14 protein-coding genes are annotated in these 15,271 nt (G+C 72.6%); 6 read left to right on the top strand and 8 right to left on the bottom strand.

Going from position 1 to position 15,271, the window contains the following annotated elements; genetic code table 11:
- Positions 1-2 precede the first annotated feature (2 nt).
- The 3 genes from paaD to ABZ078_RS28210 all read left to right on the top strand — a co-directional run bounded on the left by paaD (position 3) and on the right by ABZ078_RS28210 (position 2,785).
- Positions 3-515, top strand: coding sequence for a 1,2-phenylacetyl-CoA epoxidase subunit PaaD (paaD, locus tag ABZ078_RS28220; protein WP_356579768.1), 513 nt, complete (start codon positions 3-5; stop codon positions 513-515).
- Complete coding sequence (gene paaE / locus ABZ078_RS28215; RefSeq protein ID WP_356579729.1) at positions 516-1,631, top strand: 1,2-phenylacetyl-CoA epoxidase subunit PaaE; 1,116 nt, start codon at positions 516-518, stop codon at positions 1,629-1,631. It abuts the gene before it with no gap.
- 191 nt (positions 1,632-1,822) lie between these two features.
- The gene (locus ABZ078_RS28210) at positions 1,823-2,785 is read left to right on the top strand and encodes a Dyp-type peroxidase (RefSeq protein ID WP_356579727.1); all 963 of its coding nucleotides are present in this window, start codon (positions 1,823-1,825) and stop codon (positions 2,783-2,785) included.
- Between the two features lie 9 nt (positions 2,786-2,794).
- Here the strand turns inward: ABZ078_RS28210 and ABZ078_RS28205 are convergent, their stop codons facing one another.
- Positions 2,795-3,187: a DUF5997 family protein gene (locus ABZ078_RS28205; RefSeq protein WP_356579725.1), complete on the bottom strand. Its 393-nt coding sequence runs from the start codon at positions 3,185-3,187 to the stop codon at positions 2,795-2,797.
- 151 nt (positions 3,188-3,338) lie between these two features.
- Here ABZ078_RS28205 and ABZ078_RS28200 point away from each other — a divergent pair, with 151 nt between their 5' ends.
- Positions 3,339-4,088, top strand: coding sequence for a LysR substrate-binding domain-containing protein (locus tag ABZ078_RS28200; protein WP_356579723.1), 750 nt, complete (start codon positions 3,339-3,341; stop codon positions 4,086-4,088).
- Between the two features lie 42 nt (positions 4,089-4,130).
- Here the strand turns inward: ABZ078_RS28200 and ABZ078_RS28195 are convergent, their stop codons facing one another.
- The 3 genes from ABZ078_RS28195 to ABZ078_RS28185 all read right to left on the bottom strand — a co-directional run bounded on the left by ABZ078_RS28195 (position 4,131) and on the right by ABZ078_RS28185 (position 8,341).
- Positions 4,131-6,953: a beta-L-arabinofuranosidase domain-containing protein gene (locus ABZ078_RS28195; RefSeq protein WP_356579721.1), complete on the bottom strand. Its 2,823-nt coding sequence runs from the start codon at positions 6,951-6,953 to the stop codon at positions 4,131-4,133.
- Positions 6,954-7,146: 193 nt separating this feature from the next.
- Entirely contained in the window at positions 7,147-7,842 is a 696-nt protein-coding gene (locus tag ABZ078_RS28190) for an HAD family phosphatase (protein ID WP_356579719.1), read from the bottom strand.
- A gap of 19 nt (positions 7,843-7,861) precedes the next feature.
- Entirely contained in the window at positions 7,862-8,341 is a 480-nt protein-coding gene (locus ABZ078_RS28185) for an Lrp/AsnC family transcriptional regulator (protein WP_356579717.1), read from the bottom strand.
- A 197-nt stretch (positions 8,342-8,538) separates the two neighbouring features.
- On the opposite strand from ABZ078_RS28185, the gene ABZ078_RS28180 reads away from it, so the two are divergent.
- The gene (locus tag ABZ078_RS28180; protein ID WP_356579716.1) at positions 8,539-10,035 is read left to right on the top strand and encodes an FUSC family protein; all 1,497 of its coding nucleotides are present in this window, start codon (positions 8,539-8,541) and stop codon (positions 10,033-10,035) included.
- Positions 10,036-10,154: 119 nt separating this feature from the next.
- Complete coding sequence (locus ABZ078_RS28175; protein WP_356579714.1) at positions 10,155-11,225, top strand: lactonase family protein; 1,071 nt, start codon at positions 10,155-10,157, stop codon at positions 11,223-11,225.
- Positions 11,226-11,290: 65 nt separating this feature from the next.
- On the opposite strand, the gene ABZ078_RS28170 is transcribed toward ABZ078_RS28175, so the two are convergent.
- From ABZ078_RS28170 to ABZ078_RS28155, 4 genes are all read right to left on the bottom strand, one after another.
- Entirely contained in the window at positions 11,291-12,214 is a 924-nt protein-coding gene (locus tag ABZ078_RS28170) for a hypothetical protein (RefSeq protein ID WP_356579712.1), read from the bottom strand.
- A gap of 149 nt (positions 12,215-12,363) precedes the next feature.
- Complete coding sequence (locus tag ABZ078_RS28165) at positions 12,364-13,374, bottom strand: BadF/BadG/BcrA/BcrD ATPase family protein (RefSeq protein WP_356579710.1); 1,011 nt, start codon at positions 13,372-13,374, stop codon at positions 12,364-12,366.
- Positions 13,371-14,048 carry a uracil-DNA glycosylase gene (locus ABZ078_RS28160; protein ID WP_356579708.1) on the bottom strand — a complete coding sequence of 226 codons (678 nt, stop codon included), beginning with the start codon at positions 14,046-14,048 and terminating at the stop codon, positions 13,371-13,373. Before ABZ078_RS28160 ends, ABZ078_RS28165 begins: the two co-directional genes overlap by 4 nt.
- Before the next feature lie 73 nt (positions 14,049-14,121).
- Positions 14,122-15,207 (bottom strand): exo-alpha-sialidase, encoded by a 1,086-nt coding sequence (locus tag ABZ078_RS28155; RefSeq protein ID WP_356579706.1) that lies wholly within the window; start codon positions 15,205-15,207, stop codon positions 14,122-14,124.
- Positions 15,208-15,271: the final 64 nt, after the last annotated feature.

Below are 15,271 nucleotides of genomic sequence, written 5' to 3'. Positions count from 1 at the left end.
CCATGCCGACCACCCTGCTCGACGCCCGGCGCGCCCGGCACATCGCCGCACAGGTGCCGGACCCCGAGCTGCCCATGCTCACCCTGGCCGACCTCGGCGTCCTGCGGGACGTCGAGACGACCGAGGACGGCACGGTCGTCGCGAGCCTGACGCCGACCTACTCCGGCTGCCCCGCCATGGCGGAGATGCGCGCGGACGTGGCCGCGCGGCTGCGTGCCGCCGGGTACGCGCGCGTGCAGATCCGCACGGTCCTCGACCCGCCCTGGACCAGCGACTGGATCACCCCGGCCGGCCGCCGCAAGCTCGCCGAGCACGGCATCGCCCCGCCCGGCCCCGCCCCCCGCGGCGGCGGCCCGGTCCCGCTCGTGCTGTCACCCACCCGGCACGCGGTGACCTGCCCGCGCTGCGGCTCGGCGGACACCGAGGAGACCTCCCGCTTCGCCGCCACCTCCTGCAAGGCGCTGTGGCGCTGCCGCGCCTGCCGCGAGCCGTTCGAGTACGTCAAGGAGATCTGAATGGAAGGCCCGAGGGAAGCACAGACGGCCGCCGCGCCGCGCCCGCGCGCCCGCCGCCGTCCGGCCTTCCACACCCTGCGCGTCGCCGCCGTGGAGCCCCTGTGCGCGGACGCGGTCGCCGTCGGCTTCGACATCCCGGCGGAGCTGACCGAGGAGTTCGCGTTCGCGCCCGGTCAGTCGCTGACGCTGCGGCGCGAGGTCGACGGGCGGGACGAGCGCCGGTCGTACTCGATCTGCTCGCCGGCCGGGACGAGCCCGCGCATCGGCGTACGGGTCGTGCCCGGCGGCGTCTTCTCCTCCTGGCTCGTCAACGACGTACGCCCCGGCGACCTGGTCGAGGTGATGGCTCCGACCGGCGCCTTCACCCCCGACCTCAGCACGCCCGGCCATCACGTGCTGATCGCGGCAGGCTCCGGCATCACGCCGATGATGTCCATCGCCGAGTCCGTCCTGGCCGCCGACTCCCGCTCGACGGTCACCCTCTTCTACGGCAACCGCCGCACCGACACGGTGATGTTCGCCGACGAGCTCGCGGACCTGAAGGACCTCTACCCGGCCCGATTCCAGCTCGCCCACGTGCTCTCCCGCGAGCCCCGGGAGGCCGAGGTGCTCTCCGGCCGCATCGACGCCGACCGGCTCTCTACGCTCATCGACGCGCTGGTCGACGTACGGACCGCCGACCACTGGTGGCTGTGCGGACCGCACGGCATGGTCCGGGACGCCCAGCGGGTGCTGGCGGACCTCGGTGTCCCGGCGGAGCGCGTCCACCAGGAACTGTTCTACGCCGACGACGAGCCCGTACGGGAGACGCGCCACGAGGAGAGCGGCCCGCGGGGACCCGTCAGCCAGGTCACCATCACCCTCGACGGCCGCTCCACCACCGCAGCCCTGCCCAGGGAGCGGACCATCCTCGACGGCGCCCAGCGCACCCGCCCCGACCTGCCGTTCGCCTGCAAGGGCGGCGTCTGCGGCACCTGCCGGGCCCTGGTCACCGACGGCAAGGCGGACATGCGGCGCAACTTCGCGCTGGAGCCCGCCGAGGTGGACGCCGGCTACGTACTGACGTGTCAGTCGTACCCGGCGTCCGAGACGCTGACGGTGGACTACGACAGCTGAGCCGACTGGAAGCGTTGAGCGGCGAGGAAAGCCGAGGGACTGATTTCGCGTCGAACTGCCGTGCCGCGACGGCGCCTTCACCGGCTTTCCTCACTGGTCGCGCTCGCCGGATGGGCGGAAATTCGGCGGGTATCGTTCGCGGTTCGGCCGGGCATCGTTAGGTGGCGGGGTTCGAGGGTGGGAGGGGAACCATGCCGTCGTCGATACGGTCGGTCGATGCACAGCCACAGCCACAGCCACAGCCAGTGCTCAGTCCGCCGGCACCTGTAGCCGTCTTCCTGGTGGTCACGATCGAGCCGGGCGGCGAAGACGCCGTGCGCGATCTGCTGTCCGGGCTCGCGGGACTCGTACGAGCCGTCGGATTCCCGAGTCCCGACGGCGGGCTGTGCTGCGTCACCGGGGTGGGATCCGCGGCCTGGGACCGGCTGTTCGGCGATCCCCGCCCCCGAGACCTCCATCCCTTCCGGGAGTTGGAAGGGCGACGGCACCGCGCCGTGTCGACCCCCGGCGACCTCCTCTTCCACATCCGTGCCGCCCGCACGGACCTGTGCTTCGCCCTGGTCACGGAGATCATGAAGCGGCTGCGCGACGCGGTCACCGTCCAGGACGAGGTCCAGGCCTTCGCCTACTTCGACTCGCGCAACCTCCTCGGCTTCGTCGACGGCACCGAGAACCCCGTCGGCCAGGCGGCGGCCGAAGCGGCGATCGTCGGCGCCGAGGACCCGGCGTTCGCCGGCGGCAGCTACGCCGTCGTGCAGAAGTACGTGCACGACGTGGAGGCATGGGAGGCCCTCGCCGTCGAGGCCCAGGAGAAGGTGATCGGCCGTTCCAAGCTGACCAACATCGAACTCGACGTGCCCGGCTCCCACAAGGACGTGAACACGGTCACCGGCCCGGACGGGGAGGAACTGGAGATCCTGCGCGGCGCCATGCCGTTCGGCAGGCCCGGCCACGGCGAGTTCGGCACGTACTTCATCGCCTACGCCCGGACGCCCGCGATACCGGAGACCATGATGCGCAAGATGTTCCTGGGCGGCCCGGAATCCGGTCCCGACCCGATCCTGGACTACTCCCAGGCGGTCACCGGAACCCTCTTCTTCATCCCCTCGGTCACGTTCCTCGACTCGATTCCGGAACGGCCCGTGGCGGACTGAGCCCCTGACTCAGGAGCTCCGGTCCGAGCGCTGCGCGTCCCGCTCCTTCAGGCGGGCCGCCTCCTTGCGGACCTCGGCCTGAGTGGCGCGCTCCTTCCGCAGCCACTCGGGCTCCTCCGCCTTCAGCGCCTCGATCTGCTCGGTGGTGAGCGGTTCCGTGACACCGCCACGGGCCAGACCCGCGATGGACACGCCCAGCTTCTGGGCGACGACCGGCCGGGGGTGCGGGCCGTTGCGCCGCAGCTCCCGCAGCCACTGCGGCGGGTCCGCCTGCAGGGCGCTCAGCTCGGCGCGCGAGACGACACCCTCACGGAACTCGGCGGGGGTGGCCTCGAGGTACACACCCAGCTTCTTCGCCGCGGTGGCGGGCTTCATCGTCTGGGTGCTCTGGTGCGACGTCATGCGGTCCAGGGTAACGACTGGGCGGACCCGCACCGACCACGGCCGGTAACCTGGCCAGGTGACAGGCTCGGAAGTACCCCCGTCGTCCCCGGAAGGACCCCCTTCCGCCCCGGCAGCGCCGCCGTCCTTCCGGCTTGCGTACGTCCCGGGGGTGACTCCCTCGAAGTGGGCGCGGGTCTGGGGCGAGCGCTATCCCGACGTCCCCCTGACCCTGCTCCCGGTGACCGCCGCCGAGGCGCCGGACGTGCTCCGCGGTGGTGACGCCGACGCCGGTTTCGTACGGCTGCCGGTTGACCGTACGGTCTTCAGCGCGATCCCGCTCTACACCGAGACCACGGTCGTCGTCGTCCCCAAGGACCACGTCGTCACGGCGGTCGAGGAGGTGACCGTCGAGGACCTCGCCGACGAGGTCGTCTTCCACCCCCTCGACGACGTCCTCGGCTGGGAGCGCCCCCCCGGGCAGCCCGCCTTCGAGCGTCCCGCGACCACCGCGGACGCCGTCGAGCTCGTCGCGGCGGGCGTCGGCCTGCTCGTCGTGCCCCAGTCGCTGGCGCGGCTGCACCACCGAAAGGACCTCACCTACCGGCCGCTGGTCGACGCCCCCCAGTCGAGCGTCGCGCTGTCCTGGCCCGAGGACGCGACCACCGACCTGGTCGAGGACTTCATCGGCGTCGTCCGCGGCCGCACAGCCAACAGCACCCGGGGCCGCACCACGTCCCAGCCGGCCGCCGCGGAGCAGCCGAAGCGCAAGCGGCCCGAGGGCGGCGGCACCCCGCGGCGGCAGTCCGGAACCGGTCGTGGCCAACGCGGTGGCTCCGGCGGTGCCAAGGGCGCGCAGGGAGCGAAGGGCGCGCAGGGGGCCAAGGGCGCACGGCGAGGCAAGCCCCGCCGCCGGTCGTAGCGGACGGCCCGCCCGCCCCGGGCCCCTGCGCCGTGCGGGGCATCACGGAGCGTACGTGGCCTGCTCCGCCGTCCGTACGACCGTCGTCCCGTCGGCCCGGCTCAGCAGGCCCGCGCTCACCCAGGCGTTCACGGTGGACCGCACGCGGGAGACCAGCGCACCCTTGCCCCGGAACGGCGCCCCGGCCCAGATCTCGTCCAGGAGCGTGGTGCCGTCGGACTTCGCGGGGTTGGCGACGCCGGAGTCCTTGTTGCCGAAGACCACCCGGGGTTCGGAGCGCCGGAAGTAGGCGTGGGTCGGGTCCTCGGTGCCCTCGAAGAAGGGGGCGAACTCCGTTCCGGCGAGGGTGTAGTGGAGCGGTTTGCCGCTCACCGGGCTGAGGGACGGCAGCAGGTCGCCGGAGAGCCCGGCGTTGCGGTACAGGCCCAACTGGAGGTGGCTCGTCGAGGAGTCGCGGCCGACGAGGTTGATCGGACCGTAGAACAGGGTCTGCAGCGAGGGATCGTCGATCGCCTTCTCCACCCGCAGCCGGAACGGCATGGAGATCCGTACGGTGTCCCCGCTGCGCCAGGTCCTCGACACGGTGAAGTAGCTCCCCGGCGTCGGAGTGCCGCTCACCGCACGCCCGTTGACCGTCACCCGGAATCCGGCGGTCGCCCACGACGGCACCCGCAGCTTCAGGGCGAAGGCCGCGCCGCGACCGCCGATGGTGAGCGTGGTGCCCTGCTCCCGGGGGAAGCCGGTCGTCTGAGTGACCGTCACACCCTTTTCCGACCAGGTGAGTCGGGACGGGCTGTACAGGTTGACGTACAGCGTCCTGCCGTCGGCTGCCTTGAAGTACACCGAGTCCTGGTATTTGGTGGCGCTCTCCATGCCGGTGCCCTCGCAGCAGGTTGTGCCCTGCTTGGGCGTGTAGTCCCGCACATGCCCCGGCGTCAGCCCGATGAAGTAGGTGACGAGCGGCTTCTCGGCGTCCGCCTTGTCCTGCTTGGAGCCGAGGACCTGGTTGTAGAGGGCCCGCTCGTAGTAGTCCATGTACATCGGCCGCTGCTCGTGGAAGAACAGGGTCCGGCTGAGCTTCAGCATGTTGTACGCACAGCAGGTCTCGGCGCTGGTGGCGCTGATCGTCCCCGCGATCAGGTCCCGCGCCTTCCAGAACTCGGCGGTGCTGGTGCCGCCGATGCCGAACATGCGGTGGGGCACGACCATGCCCCAGAAGTTCCGGGCGGCGTCGAGGTAGCGGGCCTCGCCGGTCGCGTCGTACAGCCGCAGGTAGCCGGTGAAGATCGGTATGTGCTGGTTGGCGTGCAGCCCGTCCAGGATGTCGGTGTTCGCGGCGCAGTTGTCGATGAGCCGGTCGAGGTCGAACAGCTTGGCGAGCGCGAGGTGTTCGGCCTTGCCGGTGATCGTGTGCAGGTCGCAGATCGCCTCGACGATGCCGCCGAACTCACCGCTGGAGAACAGCCCCCACATGCGCTGGAGCGTGGCCTCGGGCAGCTTGGACAGCCGCGAGTACATCCAGTCGCACATGCCGGACGCGAGGTCGAGGGCCCGGGCGTCGTCCGTGGCGAGGTAGGCGTCCAGCACGCCTCTAAGGATCTTGTGCGCGGTGTAGTAGGGCGCCCACACCTTCGTGTAGTCGCTGGTGGTGCGCGACTCCAGGTCGATGAACTGCGTCTCCGGGTACGCCGCCAGGAAGCCGGGGTGGCTGGGCCCGCCCCAGGTGCGGCGCAGGGTGGCGGTGAGGTTCCGGCCGGAGGCGTCCGCGAAGGAGCCGCCGGAGGTCTCGTCGAAGGCGTACGAGGCCAGGTCGCCGCGGCCGGCGGAGGCGTCGGCGGCGCGGCTGCTCTGCAACTCCGTGATCTCGCCGGCGGTCAGGGCGCGCGACCAGACGTTGAACTCGTCGTAGGCGCCCGCGAAGACGGGGTCGGCGGAGAAGTTGGAGCGGCCCAGCCAGTGGTTGGTGAGGTCGCCCAGCGCGGCCGGCGTGAGGGACATCGCCGTGTTCCGGGCCACGGCGGTGCCGTTGACGTACAGCGTTCCGGTGCCGCCCGCGAGCGTGACCGCGAGGTGGCTCCACTGGTTCAGCGGCAGCGCGGCGGTGCCGTCGAGGCCCTGCTCGCCGCCCGGCCCGCCGGTCGTGAGGGCGAAGCGCGGCACGCCGCCGGCGTTGCGGGCGGCCAGGTACATGTACCGGGTGGTGTCGTTGCCGAAGTCGAAGACGCGCGCCCAGTCGGCGTCGTGCGTGGGCTTCACCCAGGTGGACAGGGTGATGGCCGAGGCGCCACCGAGGACGGCGGCGGGCAGGTCGACGTACTGGTAGGAGCCGCGGACGTTCTCGGCGGCGGTGCCGAACCTGCCGCCGACGCTCAGCACGGCCGGGTTCTTGCGCAGTGCCTCGCGCACCTCGGTCAGGGCCCCGACCATGGTGCGGATCTTGTCGACGAACACCTGCTCGCCGGTGCCGGCGTAGGCCTGCGACAGCATGGTCAGGAAATGCCCGGTGTAGTGCCCGCGCAGATTGCCGTTCGCCTCGCCGTCCAGCCCTTCCCAGCCACCGGGCGCGACCGCGCCGCCGGTGGACAGGCCGGCGTTCGCGCGGAAGACCTGCAGCAGCCGGTTGACGTCGTAGCCGCGGGCGTGGTCGAGCATCAACTGCCGCTTGTCGGCGAAGAGTCCGGGCCTGAGGGCCACGTCGTCGAGGGCGAAGGGCTGGACGGTCCAGGCGCCCGGGGCAGCGGTCACGGCCTGCGCCTCCTGAACGGCCGCCGAGGCACGGCCGGCCGCCGTGAGACTGACCGCGGGGGTCGCCGCGGCGAGCGCGGCGGCCTGGAGAAGGGATCGTCTGGAGAGGGGCGGTGCCATGTGCTCCTCCACGAAGTGGATGTCGTTCGATATTGCGAACAGTGTGCGGGGGGTCGGCCAGACGTTATGCGTGAGGTGAGGAGGCGTCAACGGTGCGGACGGGATTGATGCACGAAGATCGGCGGCTCGGTGAGGCGCAGTCAGGTGCAGGGGGTCGTGAGCACGGGCAGGGCGGTCGGCCGCTCGGTGACGATCAGCAGGACGCCGTCGACCGTACGAGCCAGTCGTACGCGCCCCGCGCCGTGAACTCCCCCTGACCGCCCCGCAGCAGCAGACCGGCCGTCGCGAACTCCGGGGCGTCCGCCTGGGCGGGCAGATAGGGGACCGCGATGCAGCGCATTCCGGCCGCGTGCGCGGCGGCGGCGCCCGGGGCGGCGTCCTCCACGACCACGCAGTCGCCCGGGGTCGCGCCGAGCCGGCGGGCCGCCTCCAGGAACACGTCGGGGGCCGGCTTGCCGCGGTCGACCTCGTCGGCCGAGACGACCGTGCGCAGCTGTGCGTCCAGACCCGTGCCGGCCAGGATGACCGCGATGGCCTCGCGCGACGACCCCGACGCCACGGCCAGCGGGACGCCCTCGGCGGCCAGCAGCTCCACGAACGCGCGCATCTCGGGGTACGCGCGCGTGGCGGCGCGGGCGAGTTCCAGGTAGCGGCGGTTCTTGGCGGCGAGCAGTTCGTCGACCGAGGCCCTCAGGCCGTACTCGCGCTTCCAGATCGTCACCGTCTCCAGCGTGCTGATGCCCACGAACCGCTCGTGGTCCGTCCACGTGAAGTCGGGAACCCCGTGCTCGGCGAGGACCTGGCGGCCCGCTTCGTAGTAGTTGGGCTCGCTGTCCACGAGCGTTCCGTCGAGATCGAAGAGGACCGAGACACCGTTGAGACCGCTCATGGCCCCAGCATGCCAAAGGTCATTTCCGGGCCGCTGCCCGCCCGACCGACTCCACCAGCGGCAGCAGCCGGTGCGGGACGCGCTCGCGCAGCGCCACCTCGGTACGGGTGCGGACCACGCCGGGAAGACTGATCAGCTTCTGGATCACGTCCTCCAGATGGGCGTTGTCGCGGGCGACCACCCGGGTCAGCAGATCCCCGCCGCCCGTGATCGAGAAGGCCTCGACGATCTCCGGTACGGCGGCGAGCGCGTCGCCCACGTCGTCGAGATGGCCCTGCGTGACCTCGATGTGCACGAAGGCCAGCACCGGATGGCCGAGGGCGGCGGGGGAGAGCGTGGGCCCCGTGCCGGTGATCACGCCGTCCCGCTCCAGCCGGTCGAGCCTGGCCTGGAGCGTGCCGCGCGCGACGCCGAGGATGCGGGCGTACTCCCGCACGCTCGTACGGGGCTGCTCCAGCAGCAGCCGCAGGATGCGGGTGTCGAGCTCGTCCACGGCCATGCTGCCGGCTCCTCGTCCGTTGGCTCCCCGGTGACCGCTGAGCAGCGGTCGGCGCTGTACCAATGGACCAGTCTAGAAGGAGCCGCTTGAGCCAGTGGCGGCAGAGGTGCTGATATGGATACGTCGATGGCGCTGCGGACCCCGCGGCGCCTTTTTCATGTCGGTTTCCAGCCAGGGTGCGAAGGGGGCGGTAAGCGGTGCTGACAAGGGTGTTCGTGGCTCCGGATCCGGGGCGGACGCGGCTGCGGTTCGCCACCCGGGCCGTGCTCGGCGTCGGCGCGGCGGTCGTCGTCTGCGGCGTCGCCGGACAGTCCCTCGTGGGCGCCGTCACCGGAGGGCTCGCCGCGCTGCTCGCCCTGTTCACCGTCACCGACGCCACGGTCCGCGGGCAGGCGGTCACCACCGCGCTGCTGCCGCTCGTCGGCCTCCCGGTCCTCGCGGCGGCGGCCGAGCTGCACGACCACCCGGTCGCCCGTGACGTCACCTTCCTCGCCGTCGTCGGCGCCGGCGTGTACGCCCGCCGCTGGGGACCGCGCGGGCACAGCCTCGGCGTGTTCGCGTTCATGACCTTCTTCGTGGCGCAGTTCCTGCACGCGAGCCCCGGGCAGCTCCCCGAGCTGTACGCCGCCGTGCTGCTGTCCCTGCTCACCGCGTCCGCGGTGCGCTTCGGGCTGTGGTGCTACGAGCGCCGGACGCCGCCGGCGCCCGCGCCCGCACCGCCGGGCGGCAGCGGGCTGGCCCGCGTGACGACACGCCAGGCGATCCAGGCCACCGCCGGCGCGGGCTTCGCCCTCGTCGTGGGCCAGCTGGTGTCCGGACAGCGCTGGTACTGGGCCGTCGGCGCCACCTGGTGGATCTTCGTCAACACCACCTCGCGCGGCGAGACCCTGGTCCGCGGCTTCCGACGGGTCCTCGGCACGGTGATCGGCATCGGACTCGGCCTGCTCGTCGCCGTCCCCCTGCACGGGGCGGCGGTCCCGACGGCCGCGCTCCTCGCCGTCTGCGTCTTCGGCATCTTCTACACGGCCGCCGTCTCGTACACCTGGATGATGCTCTGCGTCACGGTGCTCGCCGAGCTCCTCTACGGTCTCCTGGGCGTCCTCGACCCCGCCCTGCTGGCGCTGCGGCTCGCCGAGACCGGCGTCGGGGCCCTCGGCGCCGTGCTGGCCGTGCTGTTCGTGCTGCCCGTCACCACCCACGCCGTCACCGACGCCTGGATCCAGCGGGCCCTGCGCTGCGTCCACGCGGCGACCGCCGAGGCCGCCGCCCGCCTCGCCGGTGACGAGGGCGCCGACCCGGCCTCGCGCGTCGCCGAGCTGGAGCAACTGCTCGGCCGGGTACGGCTCTCCGTCGCCCCGCTCGTGCACCCGCTGAACCCGATGCCGGCCCGCAAGCGGCGCGCCCGCCGCGTGCTGGCCCTGCTGGACGACTGCGCCCGGGAGATCCGCGGCCTCGTCGCCGTCGCCGCCGACCCGGTGGCCTCGCACGACGCCCGCCTGGCCGCCGCGTGCTGGCGCGTCGAGGCCGCCGTCGAGGCGCTCACCGGCGGCGCGGACGTCACCGCCCCCGCGGCACAGCCGACGGCCTCGCACCCCGCCCTCGTCCACCTGCACGGCCTGGAGCGGGCCCTGGCCGAACTGTCCCAGCCCCTGCGCACGCCGACCGGCTCACGGCTGGTCGGCGTGGGGGAGTGAGCGCCGCTCCGGGCACGGCGTCCCGACCGCTCCGTCGCTGGTTCCGCCATTTGGTCTAGACCGATGGCCCCGCACTGCTACCGTCACCGCCGACGGCACCCGACCGGAAGGGGACAACGGTGGCAGATGTCGGCAGACAGGGCAGACAAGGCGCACAGGACAGACTGGCTTACATCGGGTCGTTCACGGCAGCCGGTGGCCAGGGGATCACCACGGCCGCCGTGGCCGCGGGCAGCGGCGCGCTGACCGTGCTCAGCAGCGTGGACGACGTGCCCGATCCCGCGTACCTGGCCCTGTCGCCCGGCGGCGACACGCTCTACGCGGTCAGCGAGACGGCCGAGGGCGCGGTGGCCGCGTACCGCGTGGGCATGGACACGCCCGAGCTCATGGGGCCGCCGGTGCCGGTGGACGGCAGCGGACCCGTGCATCTCAGCCTGTTCGCCGGCCACGTCCTGACCGCCAACTACGGCTCCGGCAGCGTCACCGCCGTCCCCGTCCGCCCCGACGGCAGCCTGGCCGAGGCCCCCTCGGCCGTTCTCCAGCACACCGGCTCCGGCCCGCACACGCCACGCCAGCAGAGCCCGCACGCCCACCAGGTGCTCCCCGCCCCCGGCGGCCGCTGGGCCGTCGGCGTCGACCTCGGCACCGACTCGGTGCGGGTCTACGCGCCGGTCGACGGCACGTTCGAAGTCCACCGTGAGATCGCCCTGCGCCCCGGCTCGGGCCCCCGCCACCTGGCCTTCCATCCGAACGCCACCTACGCGTACGTCGTCAACGAACTCACCCCCACCGTCACCGTCTGCCACTGGGACCCCGACGACGGCACGCTGAAGCCACTGACCGAGACACCGGTCCTGCCGGGCGCCCCGGCCGGCGACGCCTATCCCTCGGGAGTCGTCGCCTCGCCCGACGGCCGCTTCGTGTGGGCCGCGACCCGCGGCGAGGACGTGCTGTCGACGTTCGCCGTCGAGGGTGAGGAACTGCGGCTCACGGGAACCGTGCCCTGCGCCGGGCACTGGCCCCGCGCGATCGCCGAGGCGGAAGGCTTCCTGTACGTCGCGAACGAGCGCTCCGGTGACGTGTCCTGGTTCGCCGTGGACCCGGACACGGGGCGCCCGCGCTACGAGGGCTCGATCGAGGTCCCTGCGGCGTCCTGCGTGGTCATCGGCCCGGAGCCGAACAGAACGTGACCGACGCCGAAGGGCCCGCCACGGTACGGGCGGGCCCCTTCGGCGTTACGGCTGTGACGTGCGCGTCAGCGGACCGGCGTGCCCTGCGGCTGCTGCGGGGCGATGCCCAGAGCGGTCGTGTACTTGGACAGGGCGAGCTTGCCGATCGCCGGGTAGGGGCCGAGCGCCTCGGCGGCGGAGCAGCCGGCCTCCTGGGCGGCCTGCGCGATCAGGCTCGGGTCGATCTCCGGCCCTATCAGGTACGGCGCCAGCGCCAGCTGCTGCGAGCCCGAGGACCGCAGCTGCTCGGCGACGGCCGTGATCGAACCGTCCTGGTCCAGAGCCGCCGCCATCACCGGCACGGCCAGGCGCGCGGCGAGCAGCATGCCGGTGATCCCGGCCGCCTGCACGGCCTCCTCACCGCCGACGGAGGCCAGGACGATGCCGTCCGCGGCGGTCGCCACGGTGAACAGCCGGGCGCGGTCGGCGCGGGCCAGACCGGCCTCCGACAGACGCACGTGCAGCGCCTCGGCGAGCAGCGGGTGCGGGCCCAGCACATCGGTCAGCTCGGCCGCGACGCGGCTGTCCATCACGGCCTGGCGGATGACCCTCAGCAGCGCGCTGTCCGGGCCGGCGAGCAGCGGCACCACGACGGCGACGGGGCCCTCCGGCTCCTTGACCTCCACCCCTGCGGCGAGCGCCTGCTCAAAACGGGCGATGCGCTCCTCGGCGGCGTGCACCAGCACGGACTGGAGCGTGGGGAACTCAGCGTCGTCGCCGTCGACGTACCCGATCCGGGCGTCAAGGCCGGGAAGCTCGGAGCGGGCGATGCTCACGACCTCCTCGGCGAGGCCGCGAGTGGCGGCGCTCGGCGTGCCCGGCACCGCGAGAACGAGCGCGGGCGCGCCCTCGGGAGCAGCCAGCGGCTCGGGTCGGCGGTGCCGCCCGGGCTGGCGGGGGCGCGGCATTCGTACTGGCAGGCCGGACGCGGGCCCAGTGGGGGAGCTCATGGCGCCGCATGTTACTGGTTTCTTGGGCTCCCCTGTTCGGGGAGGGTGCAGGTGAGCGGTATCCGTCCGGTTTTGTCTGATGAGTTACGCGTGGTTCAGAACTGATCAACGTATGAGGATCAGTCCGTTTTATCTGTCACTCGTACGTGTCACCCCGTACGGGTCAACACGGAGAGCATCGCCTCGTCACTCGGCAGTGTCAGCCCGCCCGTCGCCAGATCGGTCGCGATACGCACCGACCCCAGCAACGGATCCCCGTCGGCGGGCACCCGCCGCGCCCGCGGCAGCCGTTTCGACAACTCCTCTTCCAGCGGTACGAGAAGAGGGTCGCCCATCTTGGACAGGCCACCGGTGAGCGCGACCTGGGGTTCGCCCGCGGTGGGACACACGGCGGCCGCGGTCTCGGCCATGTGCCGGGCGGCGGCCCGCAGAATGTCCGCGGCGACCGGGTCGCCGTCGGCGCAGGCGGCCACCCGCGGCGCGAAGGAGGCGAGGACGGCGGGCCGGTCCGGGCGCGGGTAGAGCTTGCCGGGCAGCCCTTGCATCGGGCCGAACAGTTCCTCCGCGCGCGCCAGCAACCCGGCGGAACCGCCGGGCCGCCCGTCGTAGGCACGCAGCGCCGCCTCCAGCCCGGCCCGCCCGATCCAGGCGCCGCTGCCGCAGTCACCGAGCAGATGCCCCCAGCCGTCCGCACGACGCCAGCGCGTCAGGTCGGTGCCGAGCGCGATCAACCCCGTGCCGGCGGCGAGCACGACACCGGGCCGGGAGCCGAGGGCACCGACATAGGCGGTGACGGCGTCGGCGGCGAGAGCGAGGCGCCTGATGTCGAACGCACGCGCGAGAACGCCCGGCAGTTCGGCGCGCAGGGCATCCCCCAGCGTGGCCAGCCCGGCGGCGCCCACCGCCGCCGCAGCCGGCTGGGCGACACCGGCCTCGACGGTCGATGCCCGCACCATGGGCACCAGTTGCTCGATCAGATGCGCGGCATCGATGCCCCGGTCCCCGGTGCGCACCGGCTCGCGGGACTCCCGCCGGGCCAACACACCACGACCGACGGTGCCGACGGCGACCCGCAGGCCGGATCCACCGGAGTCGACGGCGAGGAAACCCCGGTCGGCCCTGTCCCTCACCACCTCGGCTCCGTCCGTCGCCCCGGTCATGGCAGGCGCCAGTCCACCGGCTGTCCTCCCTGCTGGATCAGCAGGTCGTTGGCCCGGCTGAACGGGCGGGAGCCGAAGAAACCGCGGTCGGCCGACATGGGGGAGGGGTGGGCGGACTCCACCGACGGGAGGTTGCCGAGCAGCGGGCGGAGGTTGCGGGCGTCGCGGCCCCACAGGATGGACACCAGCGGCTTGCCGCGTCCGGCCAGCGCCCGGATGGCCTGCTCGGTGACCTCCTCCCAACCCTTGCCGCGATGGGCGCCGGGCTTGCGCGGGGCCGTGGTGAGCGCCCTGTTGAGCAGCAGCACGCCCTGCCGGGTCCACGGCGTCAGATCGCCGTTGGACGGCTGCGGCAACCCGAGGTCGGTGTGCAGCTCCCGGAAGATGTTGATGAGGCTGCCGGGCAGCGGACGCACGTCGGGCGCGACCGAGAACGACAACCCCACGGCGTGGCCCGGCGTCGGGTACGGGTCCTGTCCGACGATCAGGACCCGTACTTCGTCGAAGGGCTGTTGGAAGGCGCGCAGGACATTCGCTCCGGCCGGCAGATAGGTGCGTCCCGCGGCGATCTCCGCGCGCAGGAAGTCGCCCATCCCGGCGATCCGTTCGGCAACGGGTTCCAGGGCTTTCGCCCAGCCCGGTTCGACGATTTCATGCAAGGGTCGTGGTGCCACGGGCGTCACCCTACTGCCGAGCCGGCAGCGGCGATCAACCAGTGGCCAGGACCGGCCCGTAAGCCCCGACGCCTCACCCGACCACCGCGGCCCGTACGCACAGCACGTCCGGCAGGTGCGACGCCAACTGCCGCCAGCTGTCGCCGTCGTCGGCCGACGCGAACACCTCGCCGTTGCGGTTGCCGAAGTACACGCCCGCCGGGTCGGCGTCGTCCGTGCACATCGCGTCGCGCAGCACCGTGCCGTAGTGGTCGCCCTGCGGCAGTCCCGCCGACAGCGGCTCCCAGCTCTTGCCCGCGTCCGCCGTACGGAAGACGCGGCATCGCCGGTCGGCCGGGACGCGGTCCGAGTCCGCGTTGATGGGGAAGACGTACGCCGTGTCGCCGCGGTGCGGGTGGGTGGCCGCGGCGAAGCCGAAGGTGGAGGGCAGGCCCTCGCCGATGTCCGTCCAGTGCGCGCCCGCGTCGTCGCTGCGGTACACACCCCAGTGGTTCTGCAGATACAGGCGGTCACCTGTCACCGCGTCCTGCGCGATCTTGTGCACGCACTGGCCGAACTCCGGGTTCGGATCCGGCAGGAACACCGCGGAGACACCGGAGTTGGAGGGCGCCCAGCTCGCCCCGCCGTCGGTCGTCCTGAACACGCCGGCCGTCGAGACGGCGACCGTCACGGCCTGTGGGTCGCGTTTGTCGGTGAGCACGGTGTGCAAGCCCTCACCGCCGCCGCCCGGCACCCACTTGGACCGCGTGGGGTGCTCCCACAGCGGGCGGACCAGCTCGAATGACTCGCCGCGGTCCTCCGAGCGGTACAGCGCCGCCGGTTCCGTGCCCGCGTACACCACGTCCGGCTCCGCGGCGGCCGGGTGCAGCTGCCACACCCGTTCCAGGGAAGCCTCCGTGTCCTGGGGGAACTTGACGGCGGGCCGGGCCGGTTCGGTCCAGGTGCGGCCCAGGTCGTCGGAGTGGAACACGGACGGGCCCCAGTGCGCGCTGTCGCCGCCGGCCAGCAGCCGCGGTCGCTCGCGGCGGGTGTCGATGGCGACCGAGTACACGGCCTGGGCGTTGAAGTAGGGACTCTCGTCGAACTCCCAGGTGCCACCTCGCCTCCGCCCGATGAACAGGCCCTTGCGCGTGCCCACGGCCAGCAGTACCTCGGTCATGCCGATCACCTCCGCGACGTCTTTGTCCCAGACACCGGCCAGTCTGCACCCCACCACTGACAGT

Source organism: Streptomyces sp. NPDC006385 (assembly GCF_040612485.1).
Lineage (GTDB): Bacteria > Actinomycetota > Actinomycetes > Streptomycetales > Streptomycetaceae > Streptomyces.
Note: the sequence above shows the minus strand (reverse complement) of the source record. Positions and strands in the feature narration are given on the sequence as shown.

Coding starts and splice junctions, on each gene's coding strand:
- paaD (WP_356579768.1), top strand. CDS start 3: ATGCCGACCACCCTGCTCGACGCCCGGCGCGCCCGGCACATCGCCGCA.
- paaE (WP_356579729.1), top strand. CDS start 516: ATGGAAGGCCCGAGGGAAGCACAGACGGCCGCCGCGCCGCGCCCGCGC.
- ABZ078_RS28210 (WP_356579727.1), top strand. CDS start 1,823: ATGCCGTCGTCGATACGGTCGGTCGATGCACAGCCACAGCCACAGCCA.
- ABZ078_RS28205 (WP_356579725.1), bottom strand. CDS start 3,187: ATGACGTCGCACCAGAGCACCCAGACGATGAAGCCCGCCACCGCGGCG.
- ABZ078_RS28195 (WP_356579721.1), bottom strand. CDS start 6,953: ATGGCACCGCCCCTCTCCAGACGATCCCTTCTCCAGGCCGCCGCGCTC.
- ABZ078_RS28190 (WP_356579719.1), bottom strand. CDS start 7,842: ATGAGCGGTCTCAACGGTGTCTCGGTCCTCTTCGATCTCGACGGAACG.
- ABZ078_RS28185 (WP_356579717.1), bottom strand. CDS start 8,341: ATGGCCGTGGACGAGCTCGACACCCGCATCCTGCGGCTGCTGCTGGAG.
- ABZ078_RS28170 (WP_356579712.1), bottom strand. CDS start 12,214: ATGAGCTCCCCCACTGGGCCCGCGTCCGGCCTGCCAGTACGAATGCCG.
- ABZ078_RS28165 (WP_356579710.1), bottom strand. CDS start 13,374: ATGACCGGGGCGACGGACGGAGCCGAGGTGGTGAGGGACAGGGCCGAC.
- ABZ078_RS28155 (WP_356579706.1), bottom strand. CDS start 15,207: ATGACCGAGGTACTGCTGGCCGTGGGCACGCGCAAGGGCCTGTTCATC.